Here is a 26925-nt window from a genome sequence, read left to right on the forward strand (position 1 = left end):
GCCACTTTTCCAAGACACCCTAAGCTGAAACCAAGATGGGGAGGGGATGCCATGGGCACAAAACTAATACTATGCGATTGCGCCGGAACGCAGGATCTGGAGGCCGAGAAAATCGCATCCGCTTGTGGGATCGCTTGCTCAAAGGTTCATACGGCCCTGTGTACGGCTGAGTTGAAGACCGCTGCGTCCCTGATGCAGGAAGGGGATACTGTGATTGCCTGCGGGCAGGAGCAAGATGTGTTCCGGGACCTTGCAGACGAATTGAATATAGACATGCCGGGGTTTGTCGACTTGCGTGACCGCGCCGGTTGGTCAGAGCAGAGCAGCGATGCGACCCCCAAGATGGCCGCTTTGGCGGCTGAGGCGCTGCTGCCTCAGCCCATCACGCCCAGCGTTGACGTCTTTAGCGAAGGCACCTGTTTCATTGTCGGGGCAGGTGAGGTGAGTTTTGATCTGGCGGCCCGGCTGTCGGACACTTTGGCGGTGACGGTGCTGGTGACCGATGACGCGTCGCCGGTTTCGCGGTCTTTTGACGTAGTGCGCGGCCAGCTTCGGTCGCTGAACGGCGCACTGGGCGGGTTCACATTGCGGCTGGACGCCTTGCAACAGCTAAAGCCGGGCGGTCGTGGGGTGTTTACCTGGACCGAGGCTCGTGATGGGGCGCACTCGGTCTGCGATATCATCATCGACCTGACCGGCGGCACTGCGTTCGTGCAGGCCCCGGCCAAGCGCGAAGGCTATTTGCGCGCAGATCCCAAGGACCCGCTTGCCGTGGAACGGTTGGCCTATGAGGCGGTGCAACTGGTTGGCACGTTTGAAAAGCCGCTTTACGTGCGGCTCGAGGAAACGCTGTGTGCCCATTCCCGTGCCGAGCAGATCGCCTGTACCAACTGTCTGGATATCTGTCCGACGGGTGCGATTGTCCCGGCGGGAGAACATGTGTCCATTGACCCAATGGTCTGCGCCGGATGCGGAGAATGTGCGGCGGTGTGCCCATCGACCGCAATCACATACGAGGACCCGCCAGTTTCTGCCCTGTTGTCACGCATGCACATTCTGGCGCGGACCTATCGGCGGGCAGGGGGGACGTCTCCCCGTTTGTTGGTCCACGATGCCCACGGGGCTGAGATGATCCGGCTGGCTGCCCGGTTCGGGCGCGGCTTGCCCGCAGATGTCATCCCGCTTGAGTTAAACGTGATTTCGGGGTTCGGCCACGCCGAAATGCTGGCCGCATTGGCGCATGGGTTCGCACGTGTCGATATCCTTGTGGCCCCAACCACCGAACGCGACGCGCTGGATCGCGAATTGGTTCTGGCGCAGGCAATTGCAGGACCGGATGGTTTGTCCTTGATTGATCAGGCCGACCCCGATGCGATGGCAGACTTGCTATATGCGCAGGATGTTCCGTCACCGCTGTCCGATCCGGTGCTGCCGCTGGGCAACCGCAGACAAATCGCGCGCTTGTCCGCACAGGCGTTGAATCCGCAGGCGGATCCACCTTTATCATTACCCGAAAATGCTCCGTACGGGGCGGTGGCGGTGAATACGGACGCCTGTACATTGTGCCTCAGCTGCGTGTCGCTATGCCCGTCAGGTGCGCTGGCTGACAACCCGGACAAACCGCAACTGAACTTTCAGCAGGACGCCTGTTTGCAATGTGGCTTGTGCAAGGGCGTTTGCCCCGAGGATGCGATTACCCTTGTCCCGCAACTGGACCTGAGCGACGCAGCCTTGTCTCAGCAGGTGCTGAATGAGGAAGAACCCTTTGCCTGCGTTGAATGCGGTGCGTTGTTCGGCGTGAAATCTACGGTCGAACGGATCATGGAAAAGCTGTCTGGCACGCATCCGATGTTTGCCACCTCGGACAAGGCCCGGATGATCCAGATGTGTGACAATTGCCGAGTGAACGCGCAGTTTCAGCAATCAGACAATCCGTTCCAGTCCAATCCAAGACCCAAGGTTGTCACGACCGAGGATTATTTCTCAAAGCGAAAGGATCATTGAAGCTTTAGCGGTGCGCCCAAATCAGCAGCCTGGATGGCAGAAACAAACGCCAGAATGGCCTCCAGTTCTTCCAGCGTCATCTCGACCGGGTGAATGGGCGAGGGGCGTTCAGGGGCAAACGGCGGTGTCAGCCCGTCAATTTGTGTGAAGGCGGGATGGGGGTTAAGGGCAAAGAACGCCTCGAACCGCTCAGACCAGTCCGGCATGGCGCGCAATACCGCGAACGAGGGGGTTGAACCCAGACCGTTCATCCTGTTCTGCGGCCCAATCACATGACACCGACCGCAATGGGTCATCGACAGTTCCGCGCCCCGGGCAGCGTCGCCTTCGATCACGGTTTCCTGCTGGGTTGCCGTTACTTCGAAACTCGCAGAGAAGGGTGCCCCTTGGTCAGGGACAAAGCTTTCGACCGTATTCTTGCCGATATCGGACAGCAGCCAGTCGCGGAACCGTTCGTGCCGGGCGTTGTCTCCGATCCGTAGATGGTACACCACTCCGCCGCGTGCAAAGACTGGATCGCCCGGCGGGGAGGTTTCCAGCACCAAAATGCCCCCGTCATCCGCAATAACGCGTATCCCGGTCTTGAGAGAGAAGCGAGGAAGGATATGTTGCAGCAGACCAGAGTCTGTTACTTCCGTCGGGGCGGCAAGGCCAATGGCCTCCTGCGACCAAGAGGGACTGGCAGAGAGCGTCAGGCTCAGGCACAAAAGGACAAAGCGCATGGCCCAACCTAACGGTCTGGTCCCGATTGCGTCAAATGAACTGAATGAGACGGAGACACATGCAATGAAACGCAACCTCATCGTGGGTGGAATTATAGGGGTAATGGCATGAGTGTTCGTGACGCGGTTCTGGCAAACCTGAAAAAGATCACTGACCCTGTATCGGGGCAGGATATCGTTAGCGCCGGAGTGGTGCGCGCGCTGAATGTCGAAGGTGACACCGTTCGGTTCGTACTTGAGATTGATCCGAAACAGGCCGAGCGAATGGAGCCCGTTCGTGCCGCCGCCGAGCAGGCCGCAAAGTTGGCAGACGGTGTGGCCAATGTGTCTGCTCTGCTGACCGCGCATTCGGAAAAGGCTCCGCCAGATCTGAAACCGAAACCCAAGCCATCCCAAACCGGCCCGCAGGCCGTACCGGGGGTGGATCGAATAATCGCCATTGCCTCGGGTAAGGGCGGAGTGGGCAAATCCACCGTGTCTGCCAACCTCGCCTGTGCGCTGGCGGCCGAGGGTCGTCGTGTCGGCCTGTTGGACGCAGATGTCTATGGCCCGTCGCAGCCCCGGATGCTGGGTGTCTCGGGCCGTCCAGCCAGCCCCGATGGCAAGACGATCCTGCCGCTGCGCAATCACGGCGTCACCATGATGTCGATGGGTCTGATGACCAATGAAGGACAAGCGGTTGTCTGGCGCGGCCCAATGCTGATGGGGGCGCTGCAACAGATGATGAGCCAGGTTCAGTGGGGCGCTTTGGACGTGCTGATCGTGGATTTGCCGCCAGGCACCGGTGACGTGCAACTGACGCTGAGCCAAAAGTTCAAGGTGGACGGTGCCATTGTTGTATCTACCCCGCAGGACGTGGCCTTGATCGATGCCCGCAAAGGGATCGACATGTTCAACCAGCTCAAGACTCCTATCGTCGGCATGATCGAAAACATGTCGACCCATATCTGCTCCAACTGCGGGCATGAGGAACACGTGTTCGGCCACGGCGGTGTGAAATCCGAGGCCGAAGCGCTGGGTGTTCCGCTGCTGGGCGAAATCCCCCTGCATCTGGATATCCGGGTCGCTGCGGACGGGGGCGCGCCCATCGTGGTCAGCAAACCCGACAGCCCGCAGGCTGAGGCATTCCGCAAAGTCGCCCGCGATATGATCGCCAAGGGTAACGCATGAACCAACCGGTCTTTCCGCCATTGCTGACGGGCCATCCTGTGCAGGGCGGGGAAGACCCGTTCGACCGCGCCCAAGCCATGGCCGCGCTGGGCTGCGACGCGGGGACGGTGGTTTACAACATTCAGGCCGACCGCTTGCGCGTTGCCATCGTTTTTGCTCCCGAGGTGCCTTTGCAGGACGCTATGGCGATGCTGCCTTTGTGCGCCGTGGGGTTTCAGAACGCGCTGGGCGCGCTGGCTCCGCCCGAGGTTGCCGTGCATCTGGGCTGGGATGGACTGATTTGCGTGAACGGGGCGAAGTGTGGAATGTTCCGCACCGCCGCCTCAGGCCGCGATCCCGGGCAAGAACCCGATTGGCTGGTGGTCAGTTGGGAACTGGCGTTGCTGCAAACCGGGGATGATCCGGGGAAAACGCCGGATGTCACCGCACTGTATGACGAAGGGTGCGCCGATGTCTCCGCAGCACAACTGGTTGAAAGCTGGTCGCGGCATATGCTGACCTGGCTCAATCGCTGGCAAGAGGACGGCAACGCCCCTTTGCACGGCGAATGGATGGGGCTGCTGCGCGGCGTCGGAGAGCCCTACGGAGAGACGGGCGTGTTTCTGGGCACCGATGAGCGGTTCGGTATGCTGATCCGTGACGGCGATGAAACACGTTTACGCCCGCTGACCGAACTGTTGGAGAACCGATGATGAAACTGGCCCGTGCGATCCATTTCGATGAAAGCGACATGAACGTGTTCCATTCCCCGGCGCGGACGGGGGAATGGTGCATATCAGGCGGGTTTGAATTCTCGAACTGGGGTGAGGCCGATCTAGAAGGTAAGGCGCGGCAGGCGTTTTCAAACGGTTGGTTGGGCGTCGAAACCTTTGGGCGCGTGACATTTGTCGCCGTGACCCAGATCGAACAGGCCGAGTTGGACCAGATCGTGCAAACTCTGGCCGAGCATTTTGTGCAATTCTACGGTGCGCCTTCAGTCGAAGCGGCCTTGGGTGTGGCACAGGCCGAAATCGTCCATATGAGTGAGCTTTGCGAAGAACACGCCCCGAACACACTGTTGACGGTAGCGCGTGAGTTGTCCGACACGGGTGTGCACGAAGCGTTCCGTATTATCACCCCACAGGAAACACAGCTTGAGGCGTTGGCCGTTCACGGCTCGCTTGATGAATGAAGGTTACAGCAGGTCCGCGAAGCCGCCGAACTGACCGCGTTTGAAAATCAGGCCTTTGCCTGTGCGATACATCACCTGTTCGACCTCACCAACCAAGATCAGGTGATCCCCGGCCTCGTGCTTGGCATGTAATTGGCAATCGAACCGGGCCAGACACTCGTTCAGTTGCGGTCTGCCTTTGTGATCCGTATCCCATTCCACGTGCGAGAAATCCAACCCATCACGCGCGAACTGCAGTGCCTGATCCTGCTGTTCCTGTGCCATCACGTGAATGGAATAGTGTTGGCAGGCATTAAAGGAATTAAACCGGAACGAGTCTTTTGCCAGGCACCAAAGCACCAGCGGTGGGTCCAGCGAGACCGATGAGAACGAATTGACGGTTATCGCACGCGGTCCGTTTTCGGTGTTCGTCGTGATGACGGTGACACCTGTGCCGAAACACCCCAGCGCTTCGCGAAAAGCGGTACTTTGGTCAGGAGTTGGGGTGAAGGTCTTTTCAGTCATTGTCCGCTCGTGCAGTGGCCGCGCATCAGGTGCCACGGTCTGCCGGAATTGTCCATGAAAAGCTGAATCTTGAGCGAATATTTTGACGTTCAGTTCAAATCTTCCAGCAGGCGGCCATGCTGACGGGTTGCCTCGATGACTGCGCCAAAGGTTGTCATGCCACGGGCTTGCAGCATAGGCAGCATCTTGACCAGTGCTTGCGCTGTGGCGACAGCGTCGCCAAGGGCGGTGTGGCGCAGGTCGTGCGGAATGGCAATCTCTAACCTGTCACACAACGCATCCAGGGTGTGCTTGTCGCTGGCGCCGAACAGAACGGCAGATAGCAAAACGGTGTCGAGGATGGGGTGATCCCAGTCGACATCCATGCGTTTTGCATGGCGCCGCAGAAAGGCCATGTCGAAAGGCGCGTTATGGGCCACGATCACCGCATCCCGCGCGAATTGGTGGAACGTGCGCCCCGCCGCAGCAATATCCGGTGCGCCCTGAACCATGTGGTCGCTGATATGATGAACTTTGGTCGAAGCCGGCGGGATCGGCATGCCAGGATCAACCAACATATCAAACCGCTCGCCCTGAACGATGCGTCCATTCACAACCCTGACCGCGCCGATCTGGACGATTTCGTCCTTGTGCGGCAGTAGTCCCGTGGTTTCGGTGTCAAACACCACAAAACACAGATCGCGAAGAGCGAGAGATTCGAACTCGCCCGCGACCGCGCTGTTCAGCAAGTCAAAGTCGTATACCAGTGGGCGCGCAGCCTCGGGTGCGATATTAGCGGCGCTTTCGTCGAATATCAGCAGATAGCCGGGCGCGTCGCCCAGCGGCTTCATGCGGGCGGAATAGGTTTGCGCGCCGTCGATGCTGGTCAGGGTGCAATCGACCTCAAGCCCGGTTTTTGACAGTTTCTCGTAGGCTTGTTGCAGTGGCACGGGTTGCAGGTATTCGTAAAGCGAGGCGTTCAAGCGGGGATGGGCGATTTGGGCCAGCACTCCGGCGGCCTGCCCATCGTACAGCACGATTTTGTGGGTGGGGCTGGCCAGCACCATCGCCACCGGAATCTCGGTCAGCAGGGCCGTCAGTCTTTGTTTTTCAGCAGACAGATGCGCAGTCTCAGCGGCCACGGCCTGAGCCACATCCATGGTCTTGCCTGACAGCTGATCCGCCAGCCCAGCGGCCGCTGGGGCCAGGTCGCCTAGATAACGTGCGGCCTGCATGTCCATATCCGTGCTGACGCCCGCATGTGCGCGGGCGCGCAGCTGGGCCGATAGACGTTCGATGGGCTTTGCCACGTTGTCGTCAAACAGCAGCCAGACGGCAATGATCAAGGCGATGAAGCCGAAACCCATAAGGATTTCAGCCAGGATAAAAGCACTTGCTAACGCAGGATCAGCGACACGCAGATAGCTTAGCCAAAGTGCCACAGAGCTAACGGCCAGTGCGCCCACTGCCATCAAGCAGAAGAACAGAAAAATTCGGACGCGCAGGCTAAGCCGGGTCAGCATGTTACACTCCGCAGGTGGCCTCGACTATGGGGTCATCGGCGTTGACGGTCAGCCAGTCGGCATTGAGCAATTGGCCGTCGTCACCGAACTCGGCTCCATCGGCCAGGCTGGCACGGCTGTTGGTGGCGCAGTCGACGGCCACCGGCAGTTTCGAGATCGGGGACCAGCGACCAAAGAAATACATGTCCACAAGGCGTTGATCCGGCACCTGCTCGTTGGTGCGGACCGAGGCGGTGTCGATCGCGGCAAAGCGATTGACGAACGGTACGGCGTAGGTCCATGGGCGATAGAAGGCCCGGCTTTCGACCTCTTGCACGATTTCCATTTCTTCCGGCAGCGTTTCAGCGGTTCGGTCGTACCAGGAATACTCGCTGGCGATGGTCATGCCGATCATACCCAACCCAGCCGCGACCGGAGCGGCCCAGCGGGGCAGGCGACCACCCGTCAGTTTGTTCACTCCCATCACCACACCTGCAAAGGCGATCCCTGCAAAGATGGTGCCGATCAGTTCCAGAAACATGTTCTTCTCCTGGTTTAACGCTTTTGCGCCCGTTTGGGTCTGCCTAGTTCAGCATACCTTTGCCATGGCCCACCGCCGACTGCATTGTTTTTACGACGACAAAGGCGTCTCGCAGATGACTTCGCTCAAAGTCAGACAAAGTCGATGGTGGAAGATAGTTGTCGGGGTTTTTGCCGGATTTGACCAGCCTCACCTGATGTTCCAGCCGTGTTTCAGCGATCAAGTCATAGGCGTCCAGAATATCCCGCGCGCCCGAGGGGCTAAGAACCTGGGCCGCTTCGGCGGCTTTCAAGCGGGCGCGGGTGTTGGCCTCGGGCAACTGACCCTGAAGGCTGTAGATGCGGGCCAGATCAACCACCGGCACAACGCCGTTATGTTTCAGATCAAGCGTGTTGCGATGTTCGCCCGAACGGATGGTGGCAAAACCTCGTAACAGGCCGAGCGGGGGCGTGTGCTTTAATGAATTGGAAATCATGTGCGCCACGAAGATCGAATTCGAGTTGGCTGCAGCCAGCGTGTCGGCTTGCAGATCCTCGAACAGCTCGAACGCGCCGCCGATGGGGCGCAGGTCGAACATGACCGAGGCCAGCATTTGCGCCTCGGGGTTCGGTTTGGCGATCCAGCCGTTGAAATAATCCCGCCATATCCGCACCGGCTGACACCAGCGGGGATTGGTCGCCATCATGTCGCCCGGGCAATAGAAATACCCGCAAGTGTCCAACCCGTCCGAAACATATTTTGCCAGTTCGCTGAAATAGGCCATGTCGCCGTCAGACATGTTGTCGTCCAGCATCAGGCAATTGTCCTGATCCGATACGCCGGTCTGCTCTTGCCGCCCTTGCGAACCACAGGCCAGCCACAAATAGGGCACGGGCGGCGGGCCCAATTTCTTTTCTGCCAGCGCCAGCAGACGGCGGGTCACAGTATCGGCGATGTCGGTGATCAGGCGGGTAACGATCTCATGCCGGTTACCGCTGGCCACCAGCTGCACCAGAAGTTGAGGAATTTCAGCCGTGACCAGTGCCATTTCACCCGCAGAGTTGGCATGAGCGATCCGCCGAACCAGTTCGGCCGAGTTTACGGCCTGATAGTGGGTCAGATCGGTCTGCGTGACGATACCGACCAGCTTGCCGCCTTCACAGATCGGGATATGGCCGATCCCGCGCTCCATCATCACATGCAACACGTCCGATCCGATATCGGAGGGTGAAAGAGTGACGGGATCAGGTGTCATGATCGCTGAAACGGGCGTTGTTTCGGGCATGTTGTCCGCCACGTATTTTCCGGCTACGTCCCGCAGCGTTGCGATGCCCAGCAGCGTGTCGTCGTGGGTCACGCACAGAGACGAGATATGGCGATCGCGCATCACCCGCGCGGCTTTTTGAACTTGCATGTCCGGAGGACAGGTGGCCGGGTTGTGGGCCATCAAAACGTCAATCGCGCTGGTCGCCAAGCTTTGCGGACCGGCACGTTCCCCGCGCGTACGGTTGAAGAAGTTGGCGACAACATCATGGCCGTCGATCAGCCCGCGCACCACGTTGGGGGGCAGAACCATCAGAACGGACGGCGTATGCGTATGTGCATGGGTTGCAGCTTTGCCGTCCTTCAGAAGACCACGTTCCCCAAAGGAATTGCGCAGTCCCAGATGCGAAACGACAGCGCCGTTTTCATCCGTGATCTCAACCTGTCCTTCATAGATCACAAATATGCCGGGTAGAGTGTTGCCCAGCTCATACACGGGAAACCCTTCATCGACCTCCCACACCTCGATCTGGTTGGCCAGATCGTCCAGCGTGTCAGGCGGCAAGGCGTCATAGGGGTGTACGGATTTCAGAAACCGGGTGATCTGGTCATGGGACAGGGGCATCAGACAATCCTGGGCTTCCATTTGAAAAATCCCGCCCGGTGGAATGCCGGGCGGGAACAGTAGGTCGAAAGACGCGGCACACGGGTGTTATCCATATGCCGCATCATGCTCATTTATTCTGAGCTGCGCCAGCGCCACGGGGAATGCGAACGCTTTCGACCAATTCCACGATTTCCTGCGGGGTCTCTTTGGTCATACCAGCGACCACGTAGGCGACACCGAAGTTGATCATCGCACCGATTGCACCGAACGAGGTCGACTTGATTGGACCCAGCAGCGGATCAGCATCGGTGAACGAGTTGGTGCCCGGAATGAACAGCCAGCCCTTGTGCAGGAAGATGTAGACCAGGGTCACGGTCAGACCAGCCAGCATACCAGCAACCGCGCCGGTGTTGTTGATGCGGGTCGAGAAGATCCCCATCATCAGCGCCGGGAAGATCGAGGCTGCCGCCAGACCGAAGGCCAAGGCCACAGTTTGCGCTGCAAAGCCCGGTGGGTTCAGACCCAGATAGGTTGCAACAACGATGGCCACGGCCATTGCGATCCGCGCCGCCATAAGCTCTCCTTTTTCCGAGATCTGCGGGTTGATCGCGCCTTTGACAAGGTCGTGGGACACAGCCGACGAGATCGCCAGCAACAGACCCGCAGCGGTCGACAGAGCAGCTGCAAGACCACCGGCAGCGACCAGACCGATCACCCAACCTGGCAGGTTGGCGATCTCGGGGTTGGCCAAAACCAGGATGTCGCGGTTGAACTTGGTCAACTCGTTACCAACCCAGCCTTTTTCTTCGGCAAGCACCTGCATGTCTGCATTTTGATCGTTGTAGTACTGGATTTTGCCGTCGCCGTTCTTGTCTTCCCAATCCAGCAGCCCGGTTTTCTGCCATGTCTGCATCCAGTCATAACGCGGATCCGTGTCGATTTCCTCGACCGAAACGGCACCACCTTCGATGCCACCATTGGGCCACATCATGTCGGTGATGTTCAGGCGGGCCATTGCGCCAACCGCAGGGGCGGTCAGATACAGCAGCGCGATGAAGACCAGCGTCCAGCCAGCCGACCAACGGGCGTCAGCCACGCGAGGCACGGTGAAGAAGCGCATGATCACGTGCGGCAGACCAGCAGTACCGATCATCAGCGACAGCGTGAACAACACCATGTTCAACGTGTTCGAATGGTGCGCTGTGTAGTCGGCAAAGCCCAGCTCGGTCACGATTGCGTCCAGCTTGGTCAGCAGAGGCTCACCACTGGCGGTATCACTGAAAAGACCCAGCGCCGGAATCGGCGTGCCGGTCAGCTGCAGCGAGATAAAGATTGCCGGGATGGTATAGGCTGTGATCAGCACGCAGTACTGAGCGACCTGAGTATAGGTCACACCCTTCATCCCGCCGAACACCGCGTAAGCAAACACGACACAGGCACCGATCAGCAGACCGGATGTGTTGGACACCTCGAGGAAGCGGCCAAAGGCCACGCCAACGCCGGTCATCTGACCGATTACGTAAGTCACAGAGGCCACGATCAGACAGATCACCGCAACGATACGTGCGGTCTGGCTGTAGAAGCGGTCGCCGATGAATTCCGATACTGTGTACTTGCCGAATTTACGCAAGTAAGGCGCAAGCAACAGTGCCAGCAGCACGTAGCCACCGGTCCACCCCATCAGGAAAGTTGAGTTGTCATAGCCGGTAAAGGCAATCAGACCCGCCATCGAGATGAACGAAGCCGCCGACATCCAGTCGGCCGCTGTTGCCATACCGTTGGTGACCGGGTGAACGCCGCGACCGGCGGCGTAAAATTCCGATGTGGAACCCGCCCGGGCCCAGATCGCGATGCCGATGTACAGCGCAAAGGACGCGCCGACAAACAGCAGGTTGATAGTAAACTGGTCCATGGGGTTTACTCCTCATCCACGCCGTATTCGGCGTCCAGTTTGTTCATGCGCCAGGCGTAGTTGAAGATCAGCACCAGAAAGACCAGGATTGATCCCTGCTGAGCGAACCAAAAGCCCAGATCGGTGCCGCCAACGGCGATACCGGACAGCAGCGGACGCAGCAGAATGCCGAATCCAAAAGACACCAGCGCCCAGATCACGAGGCTGATGTAGATGAGACGCAGGTTGGCCTGCCAATAGCCCTTGTCGGCCTCGGCAGCCTGCGCGGAGTTTGTTGATTGATCCGCCATTGCGGGTTCCTCCTTCGCTTCCTCGTTGGGCGGCCCGTGCCCAACTCCTCCAGTGACTTGGGCCGCTTCTCGATTGTGCCTGGCACCAGCATGATGTCAGGCAAGACTCCTCTGGTCCGCCAAGGCGGGTCCATTGAAGTATTCTCTTGTTAGATCAAAGCCTTGGGGGGGCTTTTCTCCTCCCCTTAACTCATCGCGTGACCCACGATATTCTTGAGGTCGTTAGCGATGTCTTCGATCTTGCCCATTGCGTTAGTGCGTTGCAGAACACCGTGGGATTCATAGTAAGTGATCAGCGGCGCGGTTTGGGCGTGATAGGCAGCAAGGCGCGAGGCAACGGTTTCGGCGTTGTCGTCGGCGCGGCGTTTGAACTCGGTATGGCCGCATTTGTCGCATTTGCCCTCGACCGCGGGGACCTTGAACGTGTCATGAAATCCTTCACCGCAGCCTGCGCAGGTGTAGCGGCCCGAGATGCGGGTGACCATTTCGGCGTCTTCGACCTCAAGGCTGATTGCGGCGCTGATCTTCTGGCCGTTTTCCGACAGCAATCCGTCCAGCGCCTCGGCCTGCACGGTCGTGCGCGGGAAGCCGTCCAAAATGACACCTTTGGCGCAGTCCGGTTCATCCAGCCGGTCGCGCAAGATGGCGATGACGATCTCGTCGCTGACCAGATCGCCAGCTTCCATAACGGCCTTTGCAGAAAGTCCGGCCTCGGTCTCGGCGGCAACGGCGGCGCGCAACAGGTCGCCGGTGCTGAGTTGTATAAGCCCGAACGTGTCTTCGAGCATCCGCGCCTGCGTGCCCTTCCCGGCGCCCGGAGGGCCGAGAAGGATCAGAACGGCGGGGGTGGTGGTCGTGGCAGCGTCCATCACATCCTCACTTACTTGCGCGGTTTTCGATCAGATCTTCGACCACCGACGGATCGGCCAAGGTCGAAGTATCACCCAGCGAGCCAAAGTCGTTTTCGGCGATCTTGCGCAGGATACGGCGCATGATCTTGCCGGAACGGGTCTTGGGCAGGCCGGGGGCCCACTGGATCACATCGGGGCTGGCAATCGGGCCGATTTCAGTGCGGACCCAAGTACGCAGCTCTTTCAGAAGCTCATCCGAAGGCTCGCGATCGTTCATCAGAGTGACATAGCAATAAATGCCTTGCCCTTTGATATCATGGGGATAACCGACAACAGCAGCTTCGGCCACGGCGGCGTGCGCCACCAGCGCGCTTTCTACCTCGGCCGTACCCATACGGTGGCCCGAGACGTTGATCACGTCATCGACGCGGCCAGTGATCCAGTAGTCGCCATCCTCATCTCGGCGGCAACCGTCGCCCGTGAAGTAATAGCCTTTGTAGTCGGCAAAATAGGTTTTCTCGAACCGCTCGTGATCGCCCCAGACGGTGCGCATCTGTCCGGGCCAGCTGTCTTTGATGCACAGCACACCCTCGACCCCGTTTCCTGTGATTTCGACACCCGATTGCGGGTCAAGAACGACAGGCTGAATTCCAAAGAACGGCTTCATCGCCGAGCCGGGCTTCATCGCATGTGCGCCGGGCAGGGGGGTCATCAGGTGACCGCCGGTTTCGGTCTGCCACCATGTGTCGACGATGGGGCAATTGCCCTGGCCGACAACCTCGTTATACCAGTTCCACGCTTCGGGGTTGATCGGTTCACCCACGGTGCCCAGCACTTTCAGATCGCTCAGATCGTGCTTTTCGACCCATTCGGTACCCTGACCCATCAATGCGCGGATCGCCGTGGGGGCGGTATAGAACTGGTTTACTTTGTGCTTGGCGCAGACTTCCCAAAATCGGCCAGCGTCGGGATAGGTCGGCACGCCTTCGAACATCAGGGTCGTCGCACCATTGGCCAGCGGGCCATAGACGATATAGCTGTGGCCGGTGACCCAGCCTACGTCTGCGGTACACCAATAGATGTCGCCATCGTGGTAATCGAAGGTTATCTGATGCGTCATGGCTGCGTAGACCAGATAGCCACCAGTGGTATGCACCACGCCTTTGGGCTGACCGGTTGAGCCGGAAGTATACAGGATGAACAAAGGGTCTTCGGCGTTCATCTCGGCGGGTGCGCAATAGTCATCCGCTTCAAGCGCCATTTCGTTGTAATCGAAATCGCGGCCGTCAACCCATGTGGTCTGGCCGCCGGTGCGCTTGACCACCAGACATTTCACGGTGTCTTTACAGTGCAGCAGAGCGGCATCCGCATTGGACTTAAGAGGGGTCTTGCGACCGCCGCGCGGGGCCTCATCCGCCGTGATAACCACCTTGGCATCGCAGCCGTTGATCCGCGCTGCCAACGCGTCCGGCGAAAAGCCCGCGAATACGATGGAATGGATCGCGCCAATACGCGCACAGGCCAGCATCGCATACGCTGCCTCGGGGATCATCGGCAGATAGATCACCACCCGGTCACCTTTGCGAACGCCCAGAGATTCCAGAATATTGGCCATTCGGCAGGTGCGGCGGTGCAGCTCGGCATAGGTTATGTGCTGGGCGTCGTCGTTCGGGTCATCCGGCTCCCAGATGATCGCGGTCTGGTCGCCGCGTGTTTTCAGATGGCGGTCCAGACAGTTGGCTGCCACATTCAGTGTGCCGTCGGCATACCAGTTTATTCCAACCGAGCCGAAATCATAGCTGACATCTTTGACTTGTGTATACGGTTTGATCCAATCTACTCGCTTGCCTTGCTCATCCCAGAACGCCACAGGATTTTCGATCGAGGCGTTGTACATCTGGGTGTATGCGTCGGCATCGACATGGGCGCGGGCAACGGTTTCTGCGGATGGCGGATAGACCTTGGCATCTGCTTGAGCAGCGGTTGTCATTCTGAGGCTCCTCCCTCTGGACTTTATTTCACTGGGCCAAATCTTGCCCGCGGAACGGGCGATGTCGACCCGTTTCCTCCCCACGTCAAATAATAAGCGAAACTGAAAACAATTAAATAAATTACCGATATCTTTAGATTTGTTTGTAAAGAAATTTTGTTAGTGTGCAAATAATAGTAAATAAAACTACTATGAGTTTCAAAAAAATAAATAAAACCAAAATAGTAAGTGTCATGAAATTTTTGATTGGTGGATGCAGATGATCAACCGCAATTTTTGAATCTTGGATGCACCTATTGGTTGTTAGCGCTGTCTTCTGGTGCTTGGTGAATTTGTCCGGGGTTGGCACACATCAATGTTGGCGCTAGCTTTGATCGCAAGCGCTTGGAGAAGAAGCGCAACAAAGGGAGAATTCATGATGAAAAAGATGTTGAGCGGCGCGGCCGTCGCCGCCTTGGGTGTTGCATTCGTCTCAGAGGCTGCTGCAACCGAATGGAATGCCTCGGTTTGGGGCAAGCGGCGCGCCTTTACTGAACATGTCGAAAAGTTGGCCGAACTGGTGAGTGAAAAGACGGGTGGCGATTTCACTATCAACGTCAGTTATGGTGGCCTGTCAAAGCCCAAGGAAAATCTGGACGGCATTGAAATCGGTGCTTTTGAAATGGCTCAATTCTGCGCCGGGTATCACCGCGACAAGAACCGCGCGATCACAGTGCTTGAGCTGCCGTTTTTGGGTGTGAACAATCTTGACGAAGAAGTGGCTGTCAGCCACGCGGTCTACGATCACCCGGCTGTTAAGGATGAGATGGCGCAGTGGAACGCGCGCATCATCATGACCTCACCAATGCCGCAGTACAACCTGGTCGGTACTGGTGATCCGCGCGACGAATTGGCGGATTTTGACGGGATGCGTGTACGTGCCACTGGTGGCCTGGGGCAGGCGTTCGAGGCTGTGGGCGGTGTGCCAACCTCTGTCCCAGCAACAGAAGCGTTCAACGCGATGGAATCGGGTGTCGTCGACACGGTTGCCTTTGCCCAACACGCTCACCTGTCTTTCGGCACCATCAATGAAGCCGACTGGTGGACCGCGAACCTGAACCCCGGCACGGTCAACTGCCCGGTGGTGGTGAATATCGAAGCCTATGAAGCGCTGCCTGCGGAGCACAAGGAGGCGCTGAACAGTTCGATCGACGAGGCGATTGACCATTACCTTGCGAACTACGGCGGGCTGCTTGAGCAGTGGGATAGCGTTTTGTCTGAGAAGGGCGTTGAAAAAGTTGAGATCGACGATGCCGTTCTTGAAGAATTCCGTGCTAAGGCAGCCGATCCGATCCGTGAACAGTGGATTGCGGATATGTCCGCACAGGGTCTGCCAGCGCAGGACCTTTATGATCTGGTTCAGGCGACTCTGAAGCAACAGCGCGGCGGAAACTGAGTTCCTTTTCCGGGTGCCTGACCGGGCACCCGGACACTCATCAAAAAACAGGGGATCACCGGAATGGCAGGACAAGCCACGGTGCTTGAGGACGGCAGTCGGCTCAGTTGGCTGGATCGTCAGCTCTTGAGGTTAGAGCAGTTTTTGGCATTGATCAGCGGGCTTGCCGTTTTTGGCCTTATGGTGCTTGCGGTGGTTTCGGTCAGTGGCCGCAACGCGATTAACGCGCCTTTGCCCGGTTATGTGGACTGGATCGAACAGGCCATGCCGCTGATTGCTTTCCTTGGAATCTCATACGTGCAGCGCGAAGGCGGTCATATCCGAATGGATATCGTAATCGCGCGTCTGCACGGGCGGGCTTTGTGGCTGTTCGAACTGATCTCGGTAGTTTTGATCCTTGTGCTTATGCTGGCACTGGTCTGGGGAAGCTGGTCCCATTTCGACCGCTCTTTCGATTTTGGTGCACCGCTGTGGAGCCGTGACAGTTCAATTGACATTGGCATTCCGCTTTGGCCCGCCAAGCTGCTGGCGCCAGTGGCGTTTTCGGTCCTGTGCGCGCGGCTGATGTTGCAGGTCTGGGGATATGGGCGTGCTTTTTTGCTGGGGCTCGAACATCCGGTGGCCGTGCCGTTGATCCAGGATGCTGCGGCGCAGGCCGCTGCCGAGGCTGAGCAATTCGAAGGGCAGGACTAACGCATGGACACAATAGATATTGGTCTGTGGGTTACAGGTGGCCTGCTTGTATTGGTCGTCACAGGGATGCGGGTCGCCTTTGCCGCTGGGCTTGCCGGGTTGGTCGGGCTGGTGTGGATCTTCTGGGCCAAATTCGGATATGACCCCGACCGGTTTGGCAAAGCCTTAACAGTTGCCGTGAAAACGGCCGGGCAGGTGCCGCATTCCAAGGTGGCCGCCCATACGCTCAGCCTGATCCCAACCTTTATCCTGATCGGATACTTGGCCTATTACGCGGGCCTGACCAAGGCATTGTTCGAAGCGGCCAAACGTTGGGTGGCGTGGGTGCCGGGTGGGCTGGCAGTTTCGACCGTGTTCGCGACAGCCGGGTTTGCCGCCGTGTCGGGCGCGTCGGTCGCCACATCCGCGGTTTTCGCCCGCATCGCCATCCCCGAGATGCTGAAAGTCGGTTACAACAAGCAATTTGCTGCCGGAGTCGTTGCTGCCGGGGGTACGCTGGCCTCTCTGATCCCACCTTCGGCCATTCTTGTGATCTATGCCATCATCGTTGAACAGGACGTGGGTAAGCTACTGTTGGCCGGGTTCATCCCCGGGGCGTTTTCGGCAGTTATCTATGGCCTGCTTATTGTGGGAATAGCGGTGATTTTCAAATCCGTTGGACCTCCGGTCACGGGGTTTACATGGAAACAGCGCTTTGCGTCCTTGCCCGGTGCCTTGCCGATTGTGGCCGTGATCCTGATCATCATCTGCTTTGTCTATAACCCGTTCGGAGAAAAGGCCTGGGGCACGCCAACCGAGGGCGGTGCCATCGGCGCCTTCATTGTCTTCTGTTTTGCCCTGTTTCACGGCATGCGCTGGACCGAGCTGAAATCCGCGTTGCTTGAAACCGCCAAACTGACCGCGATGATCTTTTCGATCATCTGGGGCGTGCTGATCTACGTGCGGTTCCTTGGTTTCGCCGACCTGCCGGGCGCGTTTTCGGACTGGATCACCTCGCTTGAGATGTCGCCGATGCTGATCCTGATTTGCATCCTGCTGGCCTATGCGGTGTTGGGCATGTTCATGGATGCCATCGGAATGCTGCTGCTAACGCTACCGGTCGTGTACCCGGCCGTCATGGCTCTGAACGGTGGGGAAGCCGTCAGCGCCGCTGAAAGTGCCTTTGGCATGTCGGGGCCGATGTGTGCGATCTGGTTCGGTATTCTGGTTGTGAAAATGGCCGAATTCTGCTTGATCACGCCGCCGATTGGCCTGAACTGCTTTGTCGTCGCTGGCGTGCGCCCGGACCTGAGCGTTCAAGACGTCTTCAAAGGCGTGACACCGTTCTTCATCGCCGACGCGATTACCATCGCGTTGCTTGTGGCGTTCCCGGCCATCGTCCTCTACCTGCCGTCACTGGCCGGATAGAAAAAGCCCCCGGTGATGAACCGGGGGCGAGGTAATGCCATTTGCGGGTTCTTTAGCTTGCCCGCATCAGCATTCCAAACAGGTCGCGCGGATCGTCAGGATCGGCCAACATGTCCAAAGGTTCAAAGAAATCAGTGTCCTCGATAGCGGACTTGATGTAGCGGAGGGCCGAGAAGTCCTCGATCGCAAAGCCGACGCTGTCGAACAGAGTGATTTGACGATCATCGCTGCGCCCTTTGGCCTGGCCGGTCATGACCTGCCACATTTCGGTCACTGGATGGGTGTCGTCCAGCGCCTGAATCTCGCCTTCGATACGGGTCTGCTCGGGGTATTCCACGAAGATTTCCGACCGCAACAGGATATCACGATGCAATTCGGTTTTGCCGGGACAGTCACCGCCGATGGCGTTGATGTGAACGCCGGGGCCGACCATGTTGTCAGTCAGGATCGTGGCGTATTTCTTGTCGGCGGTGCAGGTCGTGATGATGTGTGCGCCTTCGATGGCCTCTTCGGCGGTTTTGCAGGGCACAACTGTCAGACCCTTGCCTTGAAGGTTCGCGGCACATTTCGTGGTGGCATTCGGATCGGTGTCATACAAACGAACCGTATCAATCCCGCACATGGCCTTGAAAGCCAGGCACTGGAACTCTGATTGCGCGCCGTTGCCGATCATGGCCATAACCGACGAAGACTTCGGTGCCAGGTAACTGCCCACTAGTGCCGAGGTTGCGGCTGTACGCAGGGCGGTCAGCATCGTCATCTCGGTCAGCAGGGTGGGATAGCCGGTGTAGACATCAGCCAGCAGGCCAAAAGCGGTCACGGTCTGCAGCCCTTCGGAGGTGTTCTTGGGGTGACCGTTCACGTATTTGAATCCGTAGGCCTCACCATCCGATGTGGGCATCAATTCGATCACGCCATGCGGTGAGTGGGCCGGGATGCGTGGGGTTTTGTCGAAGCTCTCCCAACGCTTGAAATCGGATTCGATCTGGGCCGCGATTTGGGTGATCATCTTCTCAAGCCCGACGTGATGCACCAGACGCATCATGTTGTCGACGGATACAAAGGGCACAAGCGCCTTTTCAGATGGTTGCATTGGGGTCTCCTATCGACGGGACAGGTGGATGCCTGCAATCATACAGCGCACGGATCCACCGGCAGTTTCAATTGTGGGAACCGACAGCGGCAGCGGCGTTGCGCTGGCTTCGATTGTTGCGAGTTGATCCGGGGTCAGGGCGGCAAGCGCCCGGCTCGACAGCGCCAAAACCAGGCCATCCCGACCGCTGAGTTCGATGGCGTTGCCCGCAAATTCGGCGATCTGTTCGTGGGTCAGGTCAATGACCGTACGACCGGATTCTTCCAACCGGGCTTTTACGGTCGCGCGCCGGCCCGGATCGGTGATCATGTCCAGACAAATCAGTGCATATTCGCTGCCGATGCCCATCAGAACATTGGTGTGATAGACATCTCGCCCTTCGGCATCATGTGCTTCGAACACAATAGGCTCATAATTGAAATGGGTGCAAAAACGCTCCAACAAAACGGGATCGGCACGGTTGGATTTGACTGTGTAAGCGACGCGGCCGACGTGGTCCAGAACCATTGCTCCGGTGCCTTCCAGCGCCAGTTTGTCCTGTTCAAGCCCGGAATAGTCGATCACGTCCTGAACACGGTATTCCTGTTTCAGCATTTCAATGACGTCCGCGCGGCGTTCCCGCCTGCGCGACGGTACAAACATCGGATAGATCGCCACATGCCCGCCGGGATGGGTCGAGAACCAGTTGTTCGGAAATACGCTGTCGGGTGTGTCGAGGTCCCCGTGATCGTCGAAGACATGAACCTTTACACCCGCATCGCGCAGCAATGCGACCGCCTGGTCATGTTCATCGCGCGCCTGAGCAGATGTGGCTGCGGCCGAGCGGTTGGCCAATGTCTGAAACGCATTGTCGTCGCGCGTCTCAGGGTTAGAAGCAAACGCATGGGGCCGGATCATCACGACGGCAGGGGGGGCTTGCAGAGAGTGCATCAGAAGCTCCGTGTTGGGCGGTCAAAAATGCGGCGGCCCAACAATGAGGCGGCCAGATCGACCATCAGCTTTGCGGTACGGCCGCGTTCGTCCAGAAACGGATTCAGCTCGACCAGGTCCAAAGAGCAGACATGGCCGCTTTCGTGCAGCAGCTCCATCACCAGATGCGCCTCGCGTTCGGTAGCGCCGCCGGGGACGGTGGTGCCGACGGCAGGGGCGATCGAGGGATCAAGAAAGTCGACATCCAGCGAGACATGCAGGATGCCATTCTCCGCCCGGACCCGATCAAGAAACGCGTTCAATGGGGCTTTGATTCCGTGTTCGTCAATGCTGCGCATATCGGCCAGCATGGCGTGATCTTCCTCAAGCCGTGCGCGCTCGGCAGGATCGACCGAGCGCAAGCCAATCATGCCCACGCGATCTGTTGGAACCGGGGCGGGTACGGTTGGGAAATTATCAAAACCCGCCTGGCCGGTGAAATAGGCGACAGGAGTACCGTGCAGGTTGCCGCTGCCAGTGCTGTCGGGGGTGTGAAAGTCGCTATGGGCATCCAGCCAAAGCACGAACAGAGGGCGTCCGATCTGCTGGGCATGGGCGGCCATCCCTGCAACGGTTCCCATCGACAGCGCGTGGTCGCCGCCCATAAAGATCGGCAGACCCTTGGGGGCAGTTTCCTGCGCCGCACGGCTTAGCGCGTTGGTCCAGCCGATAACCTCGGGCAGGGCGAACAGATGTGTGTCCTCAGCCACATCCGTGCTGTCCGGCTGGACATCGCCAATGTCTGAAACCTGATGACCCAGATTGGCCAAAGCCTGATCCAGACCGGCCACTCGATAGGCGTCAGGCCCCATTCGGCAGCCCTGACGACGCTTGCCAGCGTCCATCGGGGCGCCGACCAATATAACGTGTTTGTTGTCCATATGTTTGTTTAGTTCCGCAGGGTGGGTTGCGAAAAGAGAGCAAAATGTTCAAAATGAAACCTCAATAAGCGAAATGAGAAATGACTATGGACGATTTGGACAGTAGGTTGCTGAATGCGCTGCACCGGGACGCGCGGGCCTCGCTGTCTGAACTGGCCGAGACGCTGGGCGTCACCCGCACCACGGTGCGCAGCCGCCTGCAGCGTCTGAAACAATCGGGTGAGATTGTGGGCTTTACCGTCCTGACCCGTTTGGATGTGGCGGAAAGCCCGGTGCGGGGCCTTATGATGCTTGAAATCGAAGGCCGCGGGACCGAACGCACGATGGCCAGAATCGCGGCCCTGCGCCAAGTGCGCGCCGTGCATACGACCAACGGCAGTTGGGATCTGATTGCCGAGATCGGCACCGAAACTTTGGCGGAACTGGACGAGGTCTTGTTTCAGATTCGGCGGATGGAGGGGATAACGCGGTCCGAGACCAATCTGTTGCTGTCCACGCGTAAAGGGCGGGTCTGATCCCTTGTAGTGCTTTGACGTTCAAGGAAATTGTGCCAAGGTTGCCCTGCGTCGCCGATCCACGCACAGGATCGTTGCAGTGCCTCAGAGCAGGGGGGAACCATGACCACGCAGGAGACTGACAAAGAGCTTTGGGCCGTTCGTCTGGCCGAGCGGGTCACCGGGTTCCTTGAAAAGCCCGCGGTCAGAATTGCGGTTCCGATCCTGGTGACGTTGATTGCGCTGGTCGTACTGCACGAACTGTCCCAGCACGTGAAATGGGCCGATGTTCAGGTGGATGTGGCAAATACATCCTGGAAACTGATGTTCATCGCCCTGTGCTGGACCTGTTTCAGCTTTTTGTCCTTGTCCATGTACGACGTGCTGGCCGTGCAAAGCGTGGCGGACGGAGAGGTTCCCCTGACCGTAGCTGGCATGGCCGGAGCCAGTGGCTATGCCGTATCGAACTGCCTTGGCTTTTCCTACATTACCGGAACGGCGATCCGCTATCGCATATACGCCTCGCTTGGGTTGGACCTAAGCCGGGTTGCCGGGGTCATCGCGACCTCTTGGATCGCGTTCTGGTCCGGGCTGGTGCTGTTGCTGGGCATACTGCTTACCCTGCATCCCGATGGTATTTCAAATGTTCTGCCGATCAGCGACACGACTGAAACCATAATCGGTCTGTGCCTGTTGGCCGCGTTGGTGGCCTTGTTCCTCTGGCTCGCGCGGGGCGGGCGCAAGTTGGCCTATGGCGGATTTGGGTTTAACCTGCCTGGCGGCAAACTGGCAGGCTTGCTAACGCTGGCCGCGATCGGGGACCTGTTTGGCGCTTCGATGGTGCTTTATACCCTGATGCCCGATGACCTTGGGGTCGGCTACCCCTATTTCTTCACGATCTTTATTGGGGCTATTGCCGTTGGGATCGTAAGTCACGCGCCGGGCGGCATTGGCGCGTTCGAGGCGACATTGATTGCAGGTTTGGGTGCCTCTGGCCGGTCTGACGTAATCGCGGCCTTGCTGCTGTATCGTCTGGTCTACACATTTCTGCCTTTTGTCATTGCCAGCGTGTCGATTGCTGTGGCCTCGGCGCTGACGCATCGCCACCATATCAGTGGCGCGGCCACATGGGTCTATCGCGCGATCCGGCCGATTGTGCCGATGGTTGCCGCAGGCGTGACTGCGGTTGCCGGGATCATCCTGTTGGTGTCCGGGGCCTTACCGTCCAGCAGTCAAAGCCTTGGTGTTTTGCGAGATTTTCTGCCTTTGTCCTTTGTCGAAGCCTCACATCTGGCAGGCAGTGCAATAGGTGTTCTTCTGATCCTGATTTCGCGCGGTTTGTTCCGCAAACTTTATCGTGCCTGGATCGTGGCGATGTTGCTGATGGTGGCCGGTTTCGTTGCCTCGTTGACCAAGGGGTTGGATACGCACGAGGCGATCGGCATGCTGGCCTCAATCGCGGTGCTGGCCACATTCCGGGGTGCGTTTTACCGGGTCAGCGGCGCGTCGATTTTTCGGCTGAACATCCCGTGGCTGGTCAGCGTAGTGGCCCTGTTGGCGGTCATTTTCTGGATCGGGCTGTTTGCCTATTCGCATGTCGAATACCAGAACGCCCTGTGGTGGGATTTCGCGTGGAGCGGCGACGCCTCACGGTTCCTGCGTTCCAGCCTGGTGGTAGCGGTCATACTTGGTGTGGTGGCTGTGAACTCACTATTCGGGCGGGAAATCCCTGAACCGGTACGCACAGAAATACCGCCTGCCGTCGAACGGTTGGCATTGGAAAGCGAAGATACCGAAGCGCAGATTTCACTGACCGGTGACAAGCAGTTTCTGATCGCGCCCGATGAATCCGCGTTTCTTGCTTATGCCGACACCGGCAACGCTCTAATCACCAAGGGAGAGCCGGTTGGCGATGAAAAAGCCGGTCAGCAACTGATCTGGCAGCTGCGCGAAATGGCGGATCGCGAGGGCAAGCTCTGTGCGTTTTACAGCGTTTCTACCAAATATCTGCCAACCTTTCTGGATCTGGGTCTGTCCATCTTGAAAATCGGTGAGGTCGCGCGGGTGCCGCTGCAAGATTTCTCGCTGGATGGCAAATCCCGCAAACGGTTCCGTCAGGCCAAAAACCGGGCCGAGCGTGAAGGGTATGTGTTCGAGATCATCCCGAAGGAAGAACTGACCCCGGTCCTGCCGGAGCTACGCAAAATTTCTGACGACTGGCTCGAGCATAAAGCGGGTGAGGAAAAGGGTTTTGCCCTTGGCGGGTTCGACGATGACTACCTGTCCTATTTCGATTTTGCCGTGCTGCGAAATGGGGACACAGGCAAGATCGTGGCTTTTGCTAATCTGTTCCAAGGCGGCCATAAATCTGAACTGTCGCTGGATTTGATGCGTTACGAACCTGACGGCTCGAACTTCATCATGGACGCGCTGTTTGCCGAGATGATGTCGTGGGGAGCAGAGCAGGGGTTCCACTGGTTCTCGCTGGGCGCGGCGCCGTTTTCGGGGATCGAGAACCGGCAACTGGCTTCGTTCTGGAACCGTGTCGGCGGGTTCGTCTATGAGCATGGCGAACAGTTTTATCACTTTGAAGGATTGCGATCCTTCAAGCAGAAGTTCGACCCGGAATGGAGCCCGAATTATCTGGCCAGCCCGGGCGGTTTTGCAGCGCCGCGCATCCTTTATGAAGTGAACATCCTGATTTCCGGCGGGCTGCGCGGATTGACCAAATAGCGATTAGTTGAGGCTTGCCCGCGTTGGGTCTTGTTGCAGCAGGTCGCCCCAATCGGTGCGGTATGCCATCTCGGCCAGCACGGTTTCAGGTAGGAATTCCTGATTTTGGCGAATCTGCCAGCCGCCGCCCAGCCCCTTGTACACGGCAACCAGATTGCTTGAGACCTGTTGCCGCGCCTCGATCAGATTGGCCTGCGACCGCAGCAACGCGGTCTGAGTGTTCAGGATGCGGGAATAATCGGCAATACCGTCGCGATATTGATCCACCGCAATCTGGGCGGCCTTGCGCGACGCTGTGACGCTGTTTTCGTAAAAGCCCACCTGCTTGCGCGATTGGGTGTAGGCGACCATCGCGCTTTCCACCTCGGAATAGGCGGTTAGAACAGTGTTTTGGTAGTTGGCGATCAGTGCTTGATAAGCCGCGTCTTGCGCACGGACGTTGTTCTTGATCCGGCCGTAGTTCAGCACGTTCCAGACCACACCTGCATTGGCCAGACTGGTTGAGCTGGCTGCGGAAAACAAATCCCGCCCGCCCGAGGCTTGCAGGCCGATGGACCCTGACAGAATGAATTGCGGGTACAGATCAGCCATCGCAATGCCGACCTCGGCCGATTGCGTTGCCGCCGCCAACTCGGCCGCGCGGACATCGGGACGGCGACGCAGCAGCTCGGCCGGAACACCCACGGCAACATTCGACCGGGCTGAAGGGATGCGCCCCGAATTACCCAGCAGACTGGTCATTCGCGAGGGCGTTGCCCCCAGCAACACAGCCAGCGCATTTTTGGCTTGCTGCAAGTCGCTTTCAATCTCTGGGACCAGCGCCTTGGTGTTGTTCAGCAGGGCAGTGGATTCCTGCACGTCCAGCTCGGTCGTCACACCGTTGTCAAAGCGCAATTGCGTCAGATCAGCAGACGCCTGTTGCAGCTGAATGTTCTCACGCGCGACCGCCAGAGATTCCTGCAAAGCGCGGATATTTACGTACAGGGCGGCGACGTCGCCGGTCAGCGTCACCAGGGCGTCGTCGTAATTCGCCACCTGCAGCGCCAGATTGGACCGCGCCGCCTGAACGCCGCGCCTTTGCTGACCCCAGACGTCCAGCTCCCATTGCGCATCGAACCCGACCTGAGATGTCGAAAACTCGGTATCCAAGGGGATGATCCGATTTACATCCGAAATCGGCCCAAGATTGTCACTGATTTGGCGCCGCTCGATTGATCCGCCGATGGCTTGCGATTGCGGATACAGCTCCCCGAACGCAATCCCCAACTGCGCGCGAGCCTGCAGGACACGGGCACCTGCCACCTGTAGATCAAGGTTCTGGGCATAAGCCTCTGCAACCAGTTTGTTCAGGGTGGGGTCGTTGAACGTCTCCCACCATTTCACCACCGGCGCGCTGCGCGAGGTTAGGCCGCTGGGTCCGGCGCTGGGGCTGTTCACCTCGATCCATTCTTTCACGACCGGAGAGTTCGGGCGCACGAAATCCGGGCCAACTGGCGTGCAGCCGACCAGCAGGGCCGCGCATAGGGCGGTGCCGATCAATCTGCGGTGAAGTCTGGCCCGGGTCATGTCATGTGTCCTCAGATATCCAGTGGTCGGATGAAGTTGGCGAAGGAATACAGGCGGATATTGATGCGGCGCAGGAATTCAAAGCTTTTGCCCTGACCGGTGTAGATGGCGACCGCCGCGTGGCCGCCGGCGGGAAATGTGTGACCGTCTGGGATGTCGACCGAGATCTGCACCGCGATGCGACCCGGTAGTTTTGGAAACTCAAAGCCGGGCAGGCGGCCTGAGGGCAGGTACTGACCTTGACGCGTAGCCCACCAGATTGCTTCGACCTTGCCCGTTAGAATCTCGCCGGGATAAAGGTCCAGCGCGACCTCCACTTCCTGACCGGGCTCGACAAATTTCAGGTTCTGCTGACGATAGGTGGCTAGAATGTAAGGATTGTCCTTGGTCACGAAACTGGCAATTGCACCCAGCCGGATATCGCCAACAACCAGACCGGGACGCGCCTGTTGCGAGACGATCATACCGTCTTCGGGTGCATAGATCGTCGTGTTGTCAAGAAAATACTGGGCTTTATCTAGCTGTGCCTGCGCCTGAAGGATGCCGGTATTGACCCCTTCAATCTGGGAATCCAGCGCCAGTTGGGCCTTTTCGAGATTGGCCTCGGCCTCTTTGACCTGTGCCTGATCCTCGGTGACCTGCTCATCCCAGCGATCCAGTTCGTCCTGCCTTGCGCCACCAGCAGGCACGAGGTTCTCGTACCGCGCCTGTTGGGTCAGCGCGTAGGCCAGCTGCGCATTTGCGCGCTCGATGGCCTCGGACGCCGCGATCACGTCCTGTTCTAGGATTTTGGCATTCTGCTCGGCTGCCACCAGCTGCGCGGTTGCCTCTTCAACTTCCAAAGCGAATACCGTGTCGTCAAAGCGATAGAGGGGATCGCCCTTTTTCACCTCGGTATTCGGCTCGACCAGCACCTCGGTCAGGATCGTCGGTTCAGTCAATCGCGGTACGATTTGGATGGTCGAACGTACCACGTGGCTGTCGAGCGAAAACGGTTGAAAAAAGCGCAGTGCGACAAGGAAAATCAGCAGCAGATGCGCGCCGACCCAGAATGAAACGACACCCCAGGTGATGTTGAACTTCAGTAACTTCGCTTTGAAGAAAATGAACCAGACGAAAATGATGTAGAACAGCGTAATGCCGAGGGCGACAAACATATTCTGTGACTT

At 58.4% G+C, this 26925-nt stretch carries 23 protein-coding genes; 9 read left to right on the plus strand and 14 right to left on the minus strand.

All coding sequences use genetic code 11. From position 1 onward, the window contains the following. Positions 1-51: 51 nt before the first annotated feature. Positions 52-2004: a 4Fe-4S binding protein gene (locus ACR0DL_RS03215; protein WP_480687548.1), complete on the plus strand. Its 1953-nt coding sequence runs from the start codon at positions 52-54 to the stop codon at positions 2002-2004. On the opposite strand, the gene ACR0DL_RS03220 is transcribed toward ACR0DL_RS03215, so the two are convergent. Beyond that, positions 1998-2726, minus strand: coding sequence for a c-type cytochrome (locus ACR0DL_RS03220; protein WP_480687550.1), 729 nt, complete (start codon positions 2724-2726; stop codon positions 1998-2000). The genes ACR0DL_RS03215 and ACR0DL_RS03220 overlap by 7 nt on opposite strands. A 108-nt stretch (positions 2727-2834) precedes the next feature. On the opposite strand from ACR0DL_RS03220, the gene ACR0DL_RS03225 reads away from it, so the two are divergent. From ACR0DL_RS03225 to ACR0DL_RS03235, 3 genes are read left to right on the plus strand one after another with little or no spacing between them, the layout of a single operon-like run. Next, positions 2835-3896: an Mrp/NBP35 family ATP-binding protein gene (locus ACR0DL_RS03225; protein WP_170393693.1), complete on the plus strand. Its 1062-nt coding sequence runs from the start codon at positions 2835-2837 to the stop codon at positions 3894-3896. Beyond that, complete coding sequence (locus ACR0DL_RS03230; RefSeq protein WP_170393695.1) at positions 3893-4588, plus strand: biotin/lipoate--protein ligase family protein; 696 nt, start codon at positions 3893-3895, stop codon at positions 4586-4588. The genes ACR0DL_RS03225 and ACR0DL_RS03230 overlap by 4 nt, the downstream gene beginning before the upstream one ends. Further along, a complete protein-coding gene (locus ACR0DL_RS03235; RefSeq protein ID WP_170359302.1) occupies positions 4588-5067 on the plus strand; it encodes a DUF6505 family protein in 480 nt (159 codons plus the stop codon). Before ACR0DL_RS03230 ends, ACR0DL_RS03235 begins: the two co-directional genes overlap by 1 nt. Positions 5068-5070: 3 nt before the next feature. Here ACR0DL_RS03235 and ACR0DL_RS03240 read toward each other — a convergent pair whose 3' ends face one another. From ACR0DL_RS03240 to acs, 8 genes are all read right to left on the minus strand, one after another. After that, positions 5071-5571 (minus strand): flavin reductase family protein, encoded by a 501-nt coding sequence (locus tag ACR0DL_RS03240; protein ID WP_170348419.1) that lies wholly within the window; start codon positions 5569-5571, stop codon positions 5071-5073. A gap of 89 nt (positions 5572-5660) precedes the next feature. Then, entirely contained in the window at positions 5661-7073 is a 1413-nt protein-coding gene (locus ACR0DL_RS03245) for a 3'-5' exonuclease (protein ID WP_480687552.1), read from the minus strand. A 1-nt stretch (position 7074) separates the two neighbouring features. Then, positions 7075-7593, minus strand: a complete 519-nt coding sequence (locus ACR0DL_RS03250) for a hypothetical protein (RefSeq protein ID WP_480687554.1) — start codon at positions 7591-7593, stop codon at positions 7075-7077. Positions 7594-7636: 43 nt separating this feature from the next. Further along, positions 7637-9460 (minus strand): DUF294 nucleotidyltransferase-like domain-containing protein, encoded by a 1824-nt coding sequence (locus tag ACR0DL_RS03255; protein WP_480687556.1) that lies wholly within the window; start codon positions 9458-9460, stop codon positions 7637-7639. A gap of 109 nt (positions 9461-9569) precedes the next feature. After that, on the minus strand, positions 9570-11354 hold the full coding sequence (locus ACR0DL_RS03260; RefSeq protein ID WP_170358045.1) for a sodium:solute symporter family protein: 1785 nt from the start codon (positions 11352-11354) through the stop codon (positions 9570-9572). A 5-nt stretch (positions 11355-11359) separates the two neighbouring features. Beyond that, positions 11360-11644, minus strand: a complete 285-nt coding sequence (locus ACR0DL_RS03265) for a DUF4212 domain-containing protein (protein WP_170348424.1) — start codon at positions 11642-11644, stop codon at positions 11360-11362. Between the two features lie 185 nt (positions 11645-11829). Further along, a complete protein-coding gene (locus ACR0DL_RS03270) occupies positions 11830-12513 on the minus strand; it encodes an adenylate kinase (RefSeq protein WP_480687558.1) in 684 nt (227 codons plus the stop codon). Between the two features lie 7 nt (positions 12514-12520). Beyond that, the gene (acs, locus tag ACR0DL_RS03275; protein WP_170348426.1) at positions 12521-14485 is read right to left on the minus strand and encodes an acetate--CoA ligase; all 1965 of its coding nucleotides are present in this window, start codon (positions 14483-14485) and stop codon (positions 12521-12523) included. A gap of 418 nt (positions 14486-14903) precedes the next feature. Between acs and ACR0DL_RS03280 the strand changes: the two genes are divergently transcribed. From ACR0DL_RS03280 to ACR0DL_RS03290, 3 genes are all read left to right on the plus strand, one after another. Next, positions 14904-15920 (plus strand): C4-dicarboxylate TRAP transporter substrate-binding protein, encoded by a 1017-nt coding sequence (locus ACR0DL_RS03280; protein ID WP_170548422.1) that lies wholly within the window; start codon positions 14904-14906, stop codon positions 15918-15920. A 63-nt stretch (positions 15921-15983) separates the two neighbouring features. Further along, on the plus strand, positions 15984-16613 hold the full coding sequence (locus tag ACR0DL_RS03285; RefSeq protein WP_226688562.1) for a TRAP transporter small permease: 630 nt from the start codon (positions 15984-15986) through the stop codon (positions 16611-16613). A gap of 3 nt (positions 16614-16616) precedes the next feature. After that, a complete protein-coding gene (locus ACR0DL_RS03290; RefSeq protein ID WP_170358051.1) occupies positions 16617-18020 on the plus strand; it encodes a TRAP transporter large permease in 1404 nt (467 codons plus the stop codon). Positions 18021-18072: 52 nt separating this feature from the next. On the opposite strand, the gene ACR0DL_RS03295 is transcribed toward ACR0DL_RS03290, so the two are convergent. The 3 genes from ACR0DL_RS03295 to rocF are packed head-to-tail and all read right to left on the minus strand — an operon-like array spanning position 18073 to position 20963. Next, positions 18073-19113, minus strand: a complete 1041-nt coding sequence (locus tag ACR0DL_RS03295) for an ornithine cyclodeaminase (RefSeq protein WP_480687560.1) — start codon at positions 19111-19113, stop codon at positions 18073-18075. Positions 19114-19122: 9 nt separating this feature from the next. Continuing rightward, a complete protein-coding gene (gene ctlX, locus ACR0DL_RS03300) occupies positions 19123-20043 on the minus strand; it encodes a citrulline utilization hydrolase CtlX (RefSeq protein ID WP_480687562.1) in 921 nt (306 codons plus the stop codon). Further along, positions 20043-20963 carry an arginase gene (gene rocF / locus ACR0DL_RS03305; RefSeq protein ID WP_170374938.1) on the minus strand — a complete coding sequence of 307 codons (921 nt, stop codon included), beginning with the start codon at positions 20961-20963 and terminating at the stop codon, positions 20043-20045. The genes ctlX and rocF overlap by 1 nt, the downstream gene beginning before the upstream one ends. A gap of 86 nt (positions 20964-21049) precedes the next feature. Between rocF and ACR0DL_RS03310 the strand changes: the two genes are divergently transcribed. Beyond that, complete coding sequence (locus ACR0DL_RS03310) at positions 21050-21478, plus strand: Lrp/AsnC family transcriptional regulator (RefSeq protein ID WP_058280995.1); 429 nt, start codon at positions 21050-21052, stop codon at positions 21476-21478. A 102-nt stretch (positions 21479-21580) separates the two neighbouring features. Then, complete coding sequence (mprF, locus tag ACR0DL_RS03315) at positions 21581-24190, plus strand: bifunctional lysylphosphatidylglycerol flippase/synthetase MprF (protein WP_170374940.1); 2610 nt, start codon at positions 21581-21583, stop codon at positions 24188-24190. A gap of 3 nt (positions 24191-24193) precedes the next feature. On the opposite strand, the gene ACR0DL_RS03320 is transcribed toward mprF, so the two are convergent. Further along, on the minus strand, positions 24194-25756 hold the full coding sequence (locus ACR0DL_RS03320) for an efflux transporter outer membrane subunit (protein WP_480687564.1): 1563 nt from the start codon (positions 25754-25756) through the stop codon (positions 24194-24196). Positions 25757-25767: 11 nt separating this feature from the next. Continuing rightward, complete coding sequence (locus tag ACR0DL_RS03325; RefSeq protein WP_480687566.1) at positions 25768-26913, minus strand: HlyD family secretion protein; 1146 nt, start codon at positions 26911-26913, stop codon at positions 25768-25770. Positions 26914-26925 lie beyond the last annotated feature (12 nt).

The organism is Ruegeria sp. BB5 (assembly GCF_056539405.1).